This window comes from Faecalibacter macacae (genome assembly GCF_003687725.1).
GTDB classification, from domain to species: domain Bacteria; phylum Bacteroidota; class Bacteroidia; order Flavobacteriales; family Weeksellaceae; genus Empedobacter; species Empedobacter macacae.
Map to the genome: position 1 here is coordinate 157,343 of NZ_RDOJ01000003.1, position 14,121 is coordinate 171,463.

Annotated in this window: 11 protein-coding genes and 11 tRNA genes; 20 read left to right on the forward strand and 2 right to left on the reverse strand. The window is 32.7% G+C overall.

Annotation, left to right across the window (positions count from 1 at the left end; translation table 11 throughout):
- Positions 1-58 precede the first annotated feature (58 nt).
- From porK to porN, 4 genes are read left to right on the forward strand one after another with little or no spacing between them, the layout of a single operon-like run.
- Positions 59-1,501: a T9SS ring complex lipoprotein PorK/GldK gene (gene porK / locus EAH69_RS03305; RefSeq protein ID WP_230466686.1), complete on the forward strand. Its 1,443-nt coding sequence runs from the start codon at positions 59-61 to the stop codon at positions 1,499-1,501.
- A gap of 34 nt (positions 1,502-1,535) precedes the next feature.
- Positions 1,536-2,210, forward strand: coding sequence for a type IX secretion system motor protein PorL/GldL (porL, locus tag EAH69_RS03310; protein ID WP_121933774.1), 675 nt, complete (start codon positions 1,536-1,538; stop codon positions 2,208-2,210).
- 49 nt (positions 2,211-2,259) lie between these two features.
- A complete protein-coding gene (porM, locus tag EAH69_RS03315; protein ID WP_121933775.1) occupies positions 2,260-3,816 on the forward strand; it encodes a type IX secretion system motor protein PorM/GldM in 1,557 nt (518 codons plus the stop codon).
- Positions 3,817-3,831: 15 nt separating this feature from the next.
- A complete protein-coding gene (gene porN / locus EAH69_RS03320) occupies positions 3,832-4,755 on the forward strand; it encodes a type IX secretion system ring subunit PorN/GldN (RefSeq protein ID WP_121933776.1) in 924 nt (307 codons plus the stop codon).
- 67 nt (positions 4,756-4,822) lie between these two features.
- On the opposite strand, the gene EAH69_RS03325 is transcribed toward porN, so the two are convergent.
- A complete protein-coding gene (locus EAH69_RS03325; RefSeq protein WP_121933777.1) occupies positions 4,823-5,878 on the reverse strand; it encodes an endonuclease/exonuclease/phosphatase family protein in 1,056 nt (351 codons plus the stop codon).
- A gap of 74 nt (positions 5,879-5,952) precedes the next feature.
- Between EAH69_RS03325 and EAH69_RS03330 the strand changes: the two genes are divergently transcribed.
- From EAH69_RS03330 to EAH69_RS03405, 16 genes are all read left to right on the forward strand, one after another.
- Complete coding sequence (locus EAH69_RS03330) at positions 5,953-7,020, forward strand: NAD(P)/FAD-dependent oxidoreductase (protein ID WP_121933778.1); 1,068 nt, start codon at positions 5,953-5,955, stop codon at positions 7,018-7,020.
- The gene (locus tag EAH69_RS03335; protein ID WP_147439077.1) at positions 7,007-7,465 is read left to right on the forward strand and encodes a hypothetical protein; all 459 of its coding nucleotides are present in this window, start codon (positions 7,007-7,009) and stop codon (positions 7,463-7,465) included. Before EAH69_RS03330 ends, EAH69_RS03335 begins: the two co-directional genes overlap by 14 nt.
- A gap of 38 nt (positions 7,466-7,503) precedes the next feature.
- Entirely contained in the window at positions 7,504-9,420 is a 1,917-nt protein-coding gene (locus EAH69_RS03340; protein WP_121933780.1) for an ABC-F family ATP-binding cassette domain-containing protein, read from the forward strand.
- Positions 9,421-9,564: 144 nt separating this feature from the next.
- A complete protein-coding gene (locus EAH69_RS03345) occupies positions 9,565-10,347 on the forward strand; it encodes a patatin-like phospholipase family protein (RefSeq protein ID WP_121933781.1) in 783 nt (260 codons plus the stop codon).
- Between the two features lie 135 nt (positions 10,348-10,482).
- A tRNA-Gly gene (locus tag EAH69_RS03350) sits at positions 10,483-10,555 on the forward strand.
- Between the two features lie 33 nt (positions 10,556-10,588).
- A tRNA-Leu gene (locus EAH69_RS03355) sits at positions 10,589-10,672 on the forward strand.
- A 25-nt stretch (positions 10,673-10,697) separates the two neighbouring features.
- Positions 10,698-10,770: transfer RNA gene (locus EAH69_RS03360), tRNA-Gly, on the forward strand.
- Between the two features lie 58 nt (positions 10,771-10,828).
- Positions 10,829-10,901, forward strand: a tRNA-Gly gene (locus EAH69_RS03365).
- A gap of 31 nt (positions 10,902-10,932) precedes the next feature.
- Positions 10,933-11,016, forward strand: a tRNA-Leu gene (locus tag EAH69_RS03370).
- A 25-nt stretch (positions 11,017-11,041) separates the two neighbouring features.
- Positions 11,042-11,114: transfer RNA gene (locus EAH69_RS03375), tRNA-Gly, on the forward strand.
- Between the two features lie 31 nt (positions 11,115-11,145).
- Positions 11,146-11,229: transfer RNA gene (locus EAH69_RS03380), tRNA-Leu, on the forward strand.
- 25 nt (positions 11,230-11,254) lie between these two features.
- Positions 11,255-11,327 (forward strand) — tRNA-Gly (locus EAH69_RS03385).
- Between the two features lie 32 nt (positions 11,328-11,359).
- A tRNA-Leu gene (locus tag EAH69_RS03390) sits at positions 11,360-11,443 on the forward strand.
- Between the two features lie 31 nt (positions 11,444-11,474).
- Positions 11,475-11,547 (forward strand) — tRNA-Gly (locus tag EAH69_RS03395).
- A 21-nt stretch (positions 11,548-11,568) separates the two neighbouring features.
- Positions 11,569-11,652 (forward strand) — tRNA-Leu (locus tag EAH69_RS03400).
- 89 nt (positions 11,653-11,741) lie between these two features.
- On the forward strand, positions 11,742-12,266 hold the full coding sequence (locus EAH69_RS03405; RefSeq protein WP_121933782.1) for a hypothetical protein: 525 nt from the start codon (positions 11,742-11,744) through the stop codon (positions 12,264-12,266).
- 51 nt (positions 12,267-12,317) lie between these two features.
- Here EAH69_RS03405 and rho read toward each other — a convergent pair whose 3' ends face one another.
- Positions 12,318-14,024, reverse strand: coding sequence for a transcription termination factor Rho (rho, locus tag EAH69_RS03410; RefSeq protein ID WP_121933783.1), 1,707 nt, complete (start codon positions 14,022-14,024; stop codon positions 12,318-12,320).
- Between the last annotated feature and the right edge of the window lie 97 nt (positions 14,025-14,121).

Sequence of the window (14,121 nt, forward strand, 5' to 3'; positions counted from 1 at the left end):
TATATTTTTAAATAAAATAATAGTTTTACAACCCTGTATAAAATAAATCTATAACAGAATGAATAGAATTTTGGTAAGTACTTTATTACTGTCTCTTTCATTTACTTCATGTAAAATGTTAAAGAATGGAGGAAGTAGTAATAAACATGATGGACAGATCACCTCGAAATCATCAACTGCTTGGACTCCAGCTCGTCCAAAAGGAATGGTTCCAATTCCTGGAGGATCATTTGTGTTAGGTCAAAGTGATTATGACTTTACACAAAACAATGATGCGCCTGTGAAAACAGTTTCGGTTGCTGGTTTCTTTATGGATGATACGGAAATTACAAATTCTGAGTATCAAATATTTGTAAATTATGTAAAAGATTCTATCGCTAGAACATCTTTAGCTGTTAAAGCAGAAGAATTAGGATTTGACCCAATGAATCCAGGAGGTTCTGACTCAGGAATAGGTGCTTATTCTTATGTTTCAGGATCAGCAGATGGAGAAGGTACTCCATATGACGAATACATTCAACAAGCCAACACTGGTCGTGATGGAAATACAATGGATGGTCGTAAATTAAATTGGGATATTAAATTAGAATGGGACAAGTATAAATATCCAGATGTAGATTATACAGAGGTTATGGAAGGTTTATATTTCCCGCCAGAGGAAAGAATGAATGGAGAGCGTCGTATAGACACTCGTAAGTTAAACTACTCTTATGTTGTAGTTGACCAAATGGCAGCTGCTAAAAAACGTGGAACTTTCCAGGTTGATTTTAGAAAAGAATTTCAAGTAAACGTATATCCAGATACTACAGTTTGGGTAAGAGATTTTAATTACTCTTATAATGACCCAATGCACCAAGATTATTTTTGGCATACAGCATACGCAAACTACCCTGTAGTTGGAGTAAATTGGAGCCAAGCAAATGCTTTTGCAGACTTCAGAACTAGATATCATAACATTGCTTTAAATAGAAAGAAGAAAAGAAATAGTTCTTCAGCTAAAGTTATTAGTTACCGTTTACCTACAGAAATTGAGTGGGAATACGCTGCAAGAGGAGGAATCCAAAACGCACCTTACCCATGGGGAGGTCCTTACTTAACAGATGATAGAGGTTGTTATTTAGCTAATTTTAAACCAAAACGTGGTGATTATATCGAAATTACTAAAGGTAAAAAAGTTGGTTATATGTATACAGCACCTGTAAAATCCTTCCATCCAAATGGATATGGATTATATGACATGGCAGGTAATGTTGCTGAATGGACTTTATCTCCACATAATAGAACATCATATCAAATGGCTTCTTCATTAAACCCTTCTATTACAGCTACTAATGAAACTAAAATGGTAGTAAGAGGTGGATCTTGGAAAGATATTGGCTACATGTTAATGGTTTCGACTAGAGATACAGAACACAAAGATTCGGCACGTTCTTTTGTAGGTTTCCGAACTGTACAACCTTTCCCTGATGGGTCAAAAGTAACATATAGAAAAACTAGATAATATTTAACACAACCAAAAAAAAACAATAATAAACATGGCAGTACAAGCAAGTAAGAAAGAACGTATAACTAATTTTATATATAGTTTTTTCGCAGGGATAGTTATTTTAGGTGCTTTATTTAAAATTACACATATCTCAATTGGTCCATTAAATGGTAACGTCTTATTAACAGTAGGTTTAGTTGCAGAAGCATTAGTTTTCTTCTACGCAGCAATCTTCGATCAACCACAAGGTCAATACGAGTGGGAAAAAGCTTACCCAGAATTATTAGATGGTGCACCAGTTGCTAAGAAAACAGCAGCAGTTGCAGCAGCAGGTAATTCTTTAACTCAAGAATTAGACAAAGTTTTAGCTGAAGCTAAATTAGACAAACAAGTATTTGAAAGCTTACGTTCTTCTTTAGATAATTTCGGAGCAGCAGTTTCTGAAATCAACAAAACGACTACAGCAGCAGCAGCTACACAACAATACAATGATGAGATTTCTAAAGCAGCAGTTAATGTAAATGCATTAAACACTTTATATTCTCAACAAATTGAAAACTCTAACAAACAAGTAGAATTAAACAAGCAATTCATCGAGGAGATGCAAAAATCTTCTGGACACTCTGAGAAGTTCTTAACAGAGATGCAAGCTTTATCTGCTAACATCAATGCTTTAAACAAAGTTTACGGTGGAATGTTACAAGCAATGAAAAACAATAACTAACCATTGCTTTATTATTAAATTTAATATTAATTAATTCTACTGAAACACTATGGCAGGAGGAGGAGGTGCTCGCCAGAAGATGATCAACTTAATGTATCTTGTATTTATCGCTATGATGGCGTTAAACGTAGATCGTGAAGTTTTAAGATCATTTGAGAGCATTTATTTAACAATGGAGTCGTCAACAGGGTTGACTACTGAAAATAATAATACTTTCTATTCTAATATTTCTAAGAAAGCACAAGAAGAGGAAGATTATAAAGCAATTGATGTAAAAGCGAAAGAAGTTCAAAAACAAGCGAACGATTTCTTTACTTACATCGAAAGTTTAAAAACTGAATTAAAAGGAGCAAGCTATCAGCCAGGTGCTGAAGAAACTGATTATAATTTATTAGCAAATTCAGAGCCAGTTGTATCTTTATTATTCAAAGGAGAAGGTGGTGATAATGGAAATGCTAATGCGCAGGAGTTAGTTTCTAAAATTGATGGATTTCGTCAATTTTTATTAACATATGTTAAAGATGATGCTAATGCTACGAAGAGAATTAATCAAGTATTCTCTACAGAAGCACAAGGAAAAGGTAAAAAATCTTGGTTACAAGAAAAATTTTACGATCAACCAATGGTTGCTGCATTATCTAACTTAACGAAGTTACAAGCAGATGCTCGTACTGAAGAAGGTAATATCGTTCGTGATTTATTAGCTGGAAAGTTAAAAGAGAAGATCGAATTAAACGCTTTCGAAGGTATGTTCTTATCTCCAGGTATTGTTAAAGTTGGTGACGAAGCAGTATTAAATGTTGTTTTAGGAGCTTTTGATAACAGTGTTACTGGATCAGTTCAAACTTCAGTTGGTAGCGCAAGTATCGTTAATGGTAAAGCAGCTATTAAATTAAATACAGGATCTGTAGGAATTCACAAGTTAACAGGTAATTTAACTTACAAGACTGCATCAGGTGAAACTAAATCTGTTCCGATCATACCTTCAACTTACCAAGTTGTTGCTCAAACTTTAGACGTGAAAGCGGCTGAAATTATCGAGAAAGATCCAACGGGAGGTTCTATCGTTGCTGATAACTTAAGAGTTGTTTACCGTGGTGTAGAAAATCCAGTTTCTGCTACTATTAACGGAGCAAATGGACCAGTTTCTATGACTGCATCAGCAGGATCATTATCTGGAGCAGGTGCTAATAAATGGAACCACATGCCAGGATCAGGAAACGAAGTTGTATTTACAGCTACAGCTAAAGCTTCTTCAGGAAAAACTTTAACTGTTCGTGAAACATTCCGTGTTAAACCATTACCACCAGCACGTGGTGTTGTTATGGGTAAAACACACGCAGGAGTACCTCAAGCTTCTTTAGCAAGCCAAAGAGTACGTGTTGACTGGCCAGATTTCTTATTCCCTGTTAAAGGTGAAGTTGAATCTTTCAGCATCAAAGTTCCTGGAAGCCCGATTGAACGTGTTAATGGAAACAGCTTAGGTGGAGCTTCTTCTATCTCTAAAGCGAAACGTGGAGATAACATCTCAATCATCAACATTAAATACAAATCTTCTTTAGGACAGTCAGGAGACGCTTCTATTGTATCTATCGAAGTATTATAAAATAATTAAAGAAATATGAAGTATCTTTTAGTTGGATTATCATTCTTAATGTCTACAGCTGCATTAGCACAAAATGTGTTAAATGCTAAGTCACCAGAGGAATTAAGAGAGCAACGAGCTAATAAGTTAGTTGTTAACGAAGCAGGTGATTCTATCAGTACAGAAGTAGAGCCATTGTCTTATGGTTTTATTGAAGATAAAGATATCATTTGGTCTAAAGTTGTTTGGGAAACAATAGATTTAAATGAGAGATTGAATCAACCATATTCTAAAAAAGGTGATGAAATCATTCAGAATTCAAAATCACTTTATGAAGTGTTAATGGATGGAATGAAATCTGGACGTATAAAAGAAGTTTATGCAACAGATGAATTCACTCAAAAATTAGACTATGATCAAATTTTAAGTAAATTAGAATTTGTAGAAGTAGATCAAGCATTTTTAGATGATTTAGCAGCTAATGGTGAAACTCCAGCTGAGGGTGAGGGAATTTTAAAACACCAATTACACAACGAAGATGTTCGTATGATTCAAGTAAAAGGATTATGGTACATTGATCGTCGTTTAGGTGAGTTGAAATATCGTTTATTAGGATTAGCATTATTATCTAAAGATATCCAAGCACAAACGACTCAAGCTCGTATGGCCGGAATTGAAAATAATGAAATGTTTCCATTATTCTGGATTTGGTATCCAGATGCTCGTAAAGAGTTATCTAACTTTACCATCTTCAATCCTAAGAACTCAACTTCAAGTATTACTTACGACGAAGTTTTAAATGCAAGAAGATTTTCTTCTATCATTTATAAAGCTCAAACGAATGTAGGGGTTAAGTCAATTAACGAATATATTCCAGAAGATGCAAAAGCACAATTAGAAGAACACAACAGAATCAGAAACTCTATTATTCAACAAGAGTCTGATATGTGGAACTACTAATTAGATACTTTATTCATAAAATAAAAACCTGCTCAGTTTCTGAGCAGGTTTTTTAATGTTTATAATTTTAATTGGCATCTCCTTTTTCAATACCATCTTCAATCTTCTCTTTCAGCTCTTGTTTTTCTTCTGTATCTAATTTCATTTCACCAGAAGTATCATCATTTCTTAAAACAACAGAAATCGAAATAGGAAAATGATCTGAATCTATAGAATCTTCAATTTTCATATCAATTAATCTAAATTGAGAACTTAAAAAATAATGATCCAAAGGCCAACGCAAAAACCAATGTTTTACATGAAAAGTATTATACATTCCACGACCACGACGTGGATCTAACATTTGCGAAGTTTTCAAAAATAATCGTGTTGTTCTACTCCAAGCAACATCATTCATATCTCCAAAAACTATACAAGCTTTTCCGTAATCTTTTGCTGCTTTTCCTATCATTAATATTTCAGCATCGCGTTCGGTACTTTCTTCATTTTCTTGTGGAACTGGTGGTGTAGGATGTAAACCATATAATCTTATAGTTTGGTTTTTGTATTTAATATCAACAATAATTGAAGGAATTTCAGTACTGATTAAATAATTTACTTCTTGATATTCGATTGGAAGTTTAGAATAAAACAATAATCCATACGTGTTTTCAAGAGGAACTTCAATTTTATATTCAAATTGATTAGTAGCCTCTCTAATATTTTCCATCCAAGCTTTGTTGGTTTCAAGTAAAAAGACAATATCTGGATTTGTTTTATTGATAAGATCAACTAATTTTTGGTAATGATCGTTTTCTTGATAAACGTTTGCTACTAATAAATTGAATGGGAGTTCATTCTCTTTTAATTCAACTTGATCAATCATCTTTTTACCTAAAGGAGTATATGGAATAATTACCCAAGCTAAATAAATGGTACAGATACCTAATAAGCCTAGAATTATATCATCATAAATGGTTTTATCTTCAATAAATAACCAAATAGTGAAAGAAATAAAAATTAATACAAGTTTCTGAAATCTGGGGTAATCAAAAACTCGAACGGTCCAATGATCGCTTTTGATAAAAGGAACTAATACTGAAATGATCAGAAAAATAGATAAACAGTAAAATACGTAAATCATAATGAGTGTTAATTAACTTAAGTTGTTTTTAGTCGATTTTACTTTCTTAACTTTGTAATCTTAAATAGAATTTCTTGAAAACTGTAGATTATATTATCGTTGGGCAAGGTGTTGCAGGCAGCTGTATGGCACTTCAATTATTAAAAAATAATAAATCATTTGTCGTCATCGACGATAATGCACATAAAGCTTCAGCAATTGCGGCCGGAATTTATAATCCTGTTGTTTTAAAACGATTTGCTATCGTTTGGAATGCTACTTACCAAATACAATTATTGAAGAAAGTATTTACTTCTTTTGAACAATTATTAAACCAAAAATATTTATACGAGTTTCCTGTTTTTAGAATCTTTAATGATGAAAACGAAAAGAAAACTTGGTTGAAAAAATCTGATCGTGAAGATTTAAAAGATTTTTTATCGAAAGATTTTACACAATTAGATCAATATAATAATATCAAACAGCCTTTAGGTACTGGGGAAGTTGAACAAACGGGTCGTGTAGATTTAACAAATTTATTACCAGATTTTAAAGATTATTTAATCGAAAATGAATTATGTTTAGATGAATCATTCGATTATCAAACTTTACAAATTTTGGAGGATAAAGTGATTTATAAAGACATTGAAGCGAAGAAAATTATTTTTGCTGAAGGTTTTCATATCAAACAAAATCCATGGTTTAATCAATTACCTATTATAGGTGTTAAAGGCGAAGTTTTACGTGTTAAAACTGAAGCTAATTTGCCAGAAGCTGTAGTCAAAGCAAAAGAATTTTTAATGCCTTTGGGCGATAAAGAATATTTTGTTGGTGCTACTTACGATCGCGACAATGTAAATTATGAAACGACAGTAGCAGCAAAAGAAAATTTAGTAAATGGTTTAAATCAATTTTTGTCTGATGAAATAGAGGTTATCGATCAAAAAGCATCTATTCGTCCAACAGTTTCAGATCGTCGTCCAATTATTGGAACGCATCCAAAATATAAAAATTTAGTTTGTTTAAATGGTATGGGAACGAGAGGTACAATGTTGGCTCCGGTAATGGTAGAGGAATTATATAACCATTTAGAAAATGGAACTAACTTAGATCAAGAATCAGATATTTCACGATTTTATACACTATTGAATGAAGAGCTATAAAAATATACTTTTTCAATTTCTTGCAGGATTATTATTCATGCTTGGAATAAAACAATTTTTCATTTTTATCGAGTTAGATCTATTGGATTTAATAGCTTCTATGGGAAAAGAAACTTTTTCTTATTACGCGGATAAAACGGATAAATTTGGTATCTCAAATAAATTACAAAGATTAGTTCATGCAAAAATTATTTTAGGATTTATTGGTATAGCGATTAATTATTTTATTTTGTTTTTTATCGCATATAAAAAACGATTAAACTGGAATATCTCAATTGGAATAACGATTATTTTATGTTTTATTCATTTCTTTAAATTGTTCGAATTAGCGCCAATTTCATTCATGCAAATGAATCTTATTTTAGCATATTTAATTCCTGCTTTCTTAACAATAATTATTTCAGTTGTGTTTTATTTAATGGCTTTTAAAACAACTTCTAAGTAAAATTTTATAAAGCGAATAAAACGAATTATTTTTGCAAAATGTTATTAGTACAAAATTTAGGAGTTTTCTTTTCAGGAAAATATTTATTTGAAGATGTTTCATTCCGTATCAACAAAGGGAATCGTGTTGGTTTAGTTGGTAAAAATGGAGCTGGAAAGTCTACTTTATTAAAAATATTATCAAAACAAGATCAACCTTCTGAAGGTGAAATCGTTTACGAAGGTGAAGTTACAGTTGGTTATTTATCGCAAGATATTGACTTTGTACAAGGGCGTACAGTTTGGCAAGAAGCCGATTCAGCCTTTGAACAATTAGCTGAAATCCAAGAGCGTATTGATTTTGTAAACAAAGAATTAGCAGAACGTACAGATTATGAATCGGATGAATATTCGAAATTAATCGAAGATATTTCTACACTTACAGATCGTTTCGGCTTATTAGGTGGATACACAAAAGATGCTGAAATTGAGCAAATCTTAGGTGGTTTAGGTTTTAAAAATTCAGATTTTCATCGTCCAACAGAAGAGTTTTCTGGAGGTTGGCGTATGCGTATCGAGTTAGCGAAGTTATTACTTCAAAAACACGATGTGATGTTATTAGATGAGCCTACCAATCACTTAGATATTGATTCGATTATTTGGTTAGAAGATTTCTTAAAAGATTATGCTGGTGCTGTTGTGTTAGTTTCGCACGACCGTCAATTTTTAGATAACGTTACCAATCGTACAATCGAAATTGCAAACCGTCATATATCTGATTTTAAGGCGAACTATACAAAGTATCTTGAATTAAGAGAAGATCGTCGCGTTAAATTAGAACAAGCGCAGAAAAATCAAGATCAGATGATTAAGCATACGGAAGAATTAATTTCTAAATTCCGTGCAAAAGCGAACAAAGCTTCGATGGCGCAATCATTAATCAAGAAATTAGATAAGATAGATCGTATCGAAATTGAAAGTGATGATGTTACGAAAATGAATATTCGTTTCGTTGATGCTGTTCAACCAGGGAAAATCATTTTCGAATTAGATAATGTTGGTGTTGCTTTTGGCGATCATCAAGTTTTTGATGGCGTTTCTTTTTATGTAAATCGTGGGGAGAAAATTGCTTTCGTTGGTCAAAATGGTCAAGGAAAAACAACTTTATCTCGTTGTATTACGGGAGATCAGTCTTTTACAGGAACGATTAGACCAGGTCATAATGTAGAAATTGGGTATTTTGCTCAAAATCAAGCCCACGTTTTAAACGATAAATTAACAGTACAAGAAGAAGCTGAAAATTCGGCTACGGAAGAAACTCGTAAATATGTTCGCGATTATTTAGGAGCATTTATGTTTGGAGGTGATGCTGTTGATAAAAAAGTTTCGGTCTTATCGGGAGGTGAACGTAATCGTTTAGCGCTTTGTAAATTGTTATTACGTCCATTCAACGTATTGATTATGGATGAGCCTACGAACCACTTGGATATTGTTTCTAAAGAGTTATTGAAAAAAGCCTTACAAAAATATACAGGAACATTAATTTTAGTTTCTCACGATCGTGAATTCTTAGAAGGATTAGTGGACAAAGTTTTTGATTTCCGTAATGGTCAAGTAAAAGAATACTTATCTGGAATTGATGATTATTTAGCTGAAATTAAAGCGGGGAACTTCCGAGAGGTTGAAAAAGGAAATATTTTAGCAGCTCCGAAAGAAGAAAAACCAATTGAAGTTAAAATAGAACAAGCGAAACGTGTTTTATCTTTCGAAGAAGAAAAAGAACAAAAGCGTTTGAAAAATAAATTGTCAAAAATAGAATCTGATATTACAACTTTAGAAGATAAAGTTGCTAAAATAGAATTTCATATGGCAGAGGGAAATCAATCTCAAAAGGAGCTAGAGGAATATAATAAAGCTCAACAAGATTTAGAAGCTAAGATGTTAGAATGGGAAGAAGTATCTGAACAAATCATCTAAATATATTTTATTAAGTTATTAAAAGTGCTGTTTTTAACAGCACTTTTTTTATTGATTAAAATTAATCTTATAAAATGGGGTTTTGGTATAAAATAGTAGTGTATGATAATTAGTTTTAATAATTTTAAAATAAAATAATTATTAATGGTAAACGCAGTATTCGGAATCGCATTATCAGGTGGTGGACATAGAGGATTGGCTCATGCAGGAATTTTAAAGTTTTTAGAAGAAGAAGGAATTTCTCCAAGTGTAATTTCTGGCACAAGCGCAGGTGCAATTGTAGGTACTATGTATGCCATTGGAAAAACACCAGAGGAGATTTTAGAATTGTTTCAGTCTGTATCATTTTTTAATTGGAATTATATCACAACTAAAAAAGCAGGTTTATTTGATATAGATCGTTTAGAAATTTATTTAGATAGAGAATTAGGAAACCGTACAATTGGTGAACTTGATAAACAAGTATATATTTCTGCAACGGATATGCAACGCGGAAAATTAAAGATCTTTGGTAAAGATACAATAGCTAAAAAAGCCGTTTTAGCTTCTTGTGCGTTTCCCGCAGTATTTTCACCTGTAGTTTTAGATGGTGTTATTTATAGTGATGGTGGGATGTTAAATAACTTCCCTGTGAATACAATTCAAGGTCATTGTGATTATTTAATAGGTTCTAATGTAAATCCAGTGGTTGAAACATCTGCCGAGAATTTAAAGACGATTAAATCTATTACGTTACGCTCGTTCGAAATTATGATGAATAATAACACACATTTGCATAAAAATTTATGTGATTGGTATCTTGAACCAGCCGATTTGACTAAATATTTTACATTTGAAACCTCAAAAGCAAAAATGAAAGAAATATTTGATATTGGTTATTTAGAGGCAAAATCAACATTTTCTACATTTGAAGATATATTGAAGTAAAAAAAGTGATTTTTTTTTAATGATGTAAAAATTTTGTTATTAATAAGTTAACTTAAATATTGAAAATACGAACGAATTTTTTCTTTTGAAAAGTTTGGTAATTAAAAAACCTGCTCTATATTTGCACTCACAATCGCGGGAATAGCTCAATTGGTAGAGCGTCAGCCTTCCAAGCTGAATGTTGCGAGTTCGAGTCTCGTTTCCCGCTCTTTGAAATATTAAATAATATTAATCAAATTTTGCCTTGGTGGTGGAATTGGTAGACACGCAGGACTTAAAATCCTGTGTCCATTAGGACGTGCGGGTTCAAGTCCCGCCTGAGGTACTTTTTTTGATTAATTATAATTTACGCGGGAATAGCTCAATTGGTAGAGCGTCAGCCTTCCAAGCTGAATGTTGCGAGTTCGAGTCTCGTTTCCCGCTCTATTTGAAATAACGAATACCATTTTATTTATCTATTTTTAGATAATTAAATAAACCTGCGGGAATAGCTCAATTGGTAGAGCGTCAGCCTTCCAAGCTGAATGTTGCGAGTTCGAGTCTCGTTTCCCGCTCTTTGAAATAACAATAAGATAATTAAATTTTGCCTTGGTGGTGGAATTGGTAGACACGCAGGACTTAAAATCCTGTGTCCATTAGGACGTGCGGGTTCAAGTCCCGCCTGAGGTACTTTTTTAATTCATCTTATAATTACGCGGGAATAGCTCAATTGGTAGAGCGTCAGCCTTCCAAGCTGAATGTTGCGAGTTCGAGTCTCGTTTCCCGCTCTTTGAAATAACAATAAGATAATTAAATTTTGCCTTGGTGGTGGAATTGGTAGACACGCAGGACTTAAAATCCTGTGTCCATTAGGACGTGCGGGTTCAAGTCCCGCCTGAGGTACTTTTTTAATTCATCTTATAATTACGCGGGAATAGCTCAATTGGTAGAGCGTCAGCCTTCCAAGCTGAATGTTGCGAGTTCGAGTCTCGTTTCCCGCTCTTTGAAATAACAGAAAATATAAATTAATTTTGCCTTGGTGGTGGAATTGGTAGACACGCAGGACTTAAAATCCTGTGCTCATTAGAGCGTGCGGGTTCAAGTCCCGCCTGAGGTACTTTTTAAATTAATTTATAGTTTTCAATTCTGCGGGAATAGCTCAATTGGTAGAGCGTCAGCCTTCCAAGCTGAATGTTGCGGGTTCGAGTCCCGTTTCCCGCTCTAACTTTACAAAAGTTGGAGGCCTTGGTGGTGGAATTGGTAGACACGCAGGACTTAAAATCCTGTGTCCATTAGGACGTGCGGGTTCAAGTCCCGCCTGAGGTACTAAAAGCTCAAGAATTTATTTTCTTGGGCTTTTTTTATTTTATACGAATCTATACTTTTATTCGTTTATACAATATAAATGAAGTTATATGTATAAATATTTCTCCTCAATAATCTTAATTATTTTATTTAGTTGTAGTCATAATAATCCAAATAGCTATTTTCAATTTGATGAAATTGTTTATTATAGATTAGATGAAAATTTTGTCGATTTTAACGAAAGTGCTAAAGAAATTAATACTTTGGATACGACCAATATTGAAGTATATCAATATAATGTGATTAATAGTTCTATGTCTTTAGATTTAAAAAATAATCTACTTGAAAATAATTTAAAAGAAGTAGGATATAGTAAGACAGAAATTCTAGAAAAGTACTATAAAGATATTGATGAAATTTTTAGTTATAAAGAATATAAGAATGCATTTAACGTAGGATGTTTTCCTTGGTATAGGGATATATTAATTTTTAAAAAGGAAAATGAAATTATAGGCATCGCAAAAATATGCTTTCAATGTGGTCAACATGCGATTAGTGGAGCAATTGGAGACACCGAATGGTTTGGGAACGATGGAGATTACGAAAAATTAGAAAAAATATTATATCAACAATAAAAAAAACCGACACTTAGATGTCGGTTTTTTTGGTTAAATATCAAATGAAATTTATCCGTTCATCGAAATTAAAAATTCTTCGTTGCTACGAGTTGTTTTAATACGTTGATGCAAGAAATCCATCGCTTCAACAGGATTCATATCCGCCAACATATTTCTTAATACCCACATGCGTTGTTGAGTTTTATCGTCTAATAATAAATCATCTTTACGAGTTGAAGAACTTACTAAATCAATTGCAGGGAAAATACGTTTGTTCGAAATCTTACGATCCAATTGTAATTCCATGTTACCAGTTCCTTTAAATTCTTCGAAGATTACTTCGTCCATTTTAGATCCTGTATCAATTAATGCCGTAGCGATAATCGTTAACGAACCACCATTTTCGATATTACGAGCAGCTCCGAAGAAACGTTTTGGTTTGTGCAATGCATTGGCGTCAACACCACCCGATAATACTTTACCAGAAGCTGGCGAAACCGTATTGTAAGCACGAGCTAAACGTGTAATAGAATCTAATAAAATCACAACATCATGTCCACATTCAACCATACGTTTTGCTTTTTCTAAAACGATGTTCGCGATTTTTACGTGACGAGAAGCTTCTTCATCAAACGTAGATGCGATAACCTCACCGTTTACAGAACGCTTCATATCTGTAACCTCTTCCGGACGTTCGTCAATTAAAAGTACAATTAAGTAAACTTCTGGGTGATTTTGTGCAATTCCGTTTGCGATATCTTTTAATAAAGTAGTTTTACCCGTTTTTGGTGGCGCTACAATCATACCACGCTGACCTTTTCCAATTGGTGTAAATAAGTCAATAACACGGTTAGAAAGTGCTTTAGAATTACTTAAATTAAATTTTTCGTCAGGGAAAAGTGGAGTTAAATGCTCAAATGAAATTCGATCACGTACATAATCAGGTGTACGACCATTGATTTCTATAATTTTAATTAAAGGGAAGTATTTTTCACCTTCTTTCGGAGGACGAACCTCTCCAGTAATTGTATCACCAGTTTTTAAACCGAATAATCTAATCTGAGATTGTGACACATAAACATCATCCGGAGATGATAAATAATTAAAGTCAGAAGAACGTAAGAATCCGTAATTATTATCTGGTAAAATTTCTAAAACACCTTCAGTTTTAATAATACCATCAAATTCATAGTTCGCTGCGCGATATTTATTTTTTTGATTTTGGTGTTGATTATTTTGCTGTTCAGAAGAATTATTACGCTGTTGATTCTGGTTGTTATTCTTTTTCTGATTATTTTGGTTGTTTTGATTACGTTGTTGATTATTTTTCTGATTCTGATGACGACCTTTTTTTTCTTGACCGCTTTGTTCAGTTTCTTCAACGTTAGTATCGTTTGTAGCAGTTTCTGTATTTTTTACTTCTTTTTCTCGAGAAGTTTCAGCAACGATTTCAGAAGTTTCGTTTTCTGTAAGAGATTCTGTCTTATCTTCTTCTTTAGAATTAACACGTTTTCTCTTAGTTTTCTTTTCCTCTACAGAAGTATTAGCCGTTTCTTCAATGACTACGTCAACAGTTTCAGTAGTTTTTGATTTTGGCGTTTTTTCTTTTTTCTCTTTGGGTGCAGCATTTACAACTCCAGAGTTATTATCAAGAAATTCTAAAATAGCATTTTGTAAATCTCCTTTTTTTAATTTTTTATAATCAGGAATATTAAAACTTTTTGCTAATTCTTGAAGTTCGGGTAATTTTTTTAATTTGATATCGTTATCTGACATATTCCTATATAAGTAAGGGATGAATGTATATTTTGAAATTTTACAATTTATTACAACTTAGAACAGTTGTATTTAGATTGTAAATGATGTGGTTATA

Excerpts from the sequence above, each read along its gene's own strand:
- porN (WP_121933776.1), top strand. The coding sequence starts at position 3,832 with ATGAAGTATCTTTTAGTTGGATTATCATTCTTAATGTCTACAGCTGCA.
- porM (WP_121933775.1), top strand. The coding sequence starts at position 2,260 with ATGGCAGGAGGAGGAGGTGCTCGCCAGAAGATGATCAACTTAATGTAT.
- porK (WP_230466686.1), top strand. The coding sequence starts at position 59 with ATGAATAGAATTTTGGTAAGTACTTTATTACTGTCTCTTTCATTTACT.
- porL (WP_121933774.1), top strand. The coding sequence starts at position 1,536 with ATGGCAGTACAAGCAAGTAAGAAAGAACGTATAACTAATTTTATATAT.
- EAH69_RS03340 (WP_121933780.1), top strand. The coding sequence starts at position 7,504 with ATGTTATTAGTACAAAATTTAGGAGTTTTCTTTTCAGGAAAATATTTA.
- EAH69_RS03405 (WP_121933782.1), top strand. The coding sequence starts at position 11,742 with ATGTATAAATATTTCTCCTCAATAATCTTAATTATTTTATTTAGTTGT.
- rho (WP_121933783.1), bottom strand. The coding sequence starts at position 14,024 with ATGTCAGATAACGATATCAAATTAAAAAAATTACCCGAACTTCAAGAA.
- EAH69_RS03325 (WP_121933777.1), bottom strand. The coding sequence starts at position 5,878 with ATGATTTACGTATTTTACTGTTTATCTATTTTTCTGATCATTTCAGTA.
- EAH69_RS03345 (WP_121933781.1), top strand. The coding sequence starts at position 9,565 with ATGGTAAACGCAGTATTCGGAATCGCATTATCAGGTGGTGGACATAGA.
- EAH69_RS03335 (WP_147439077.1), top strand. The coding sequence starts at position 7,007 with ATGAAGAGCTATAAAAATATACTTTTTCAATTTCTTGCAGGATTATTA.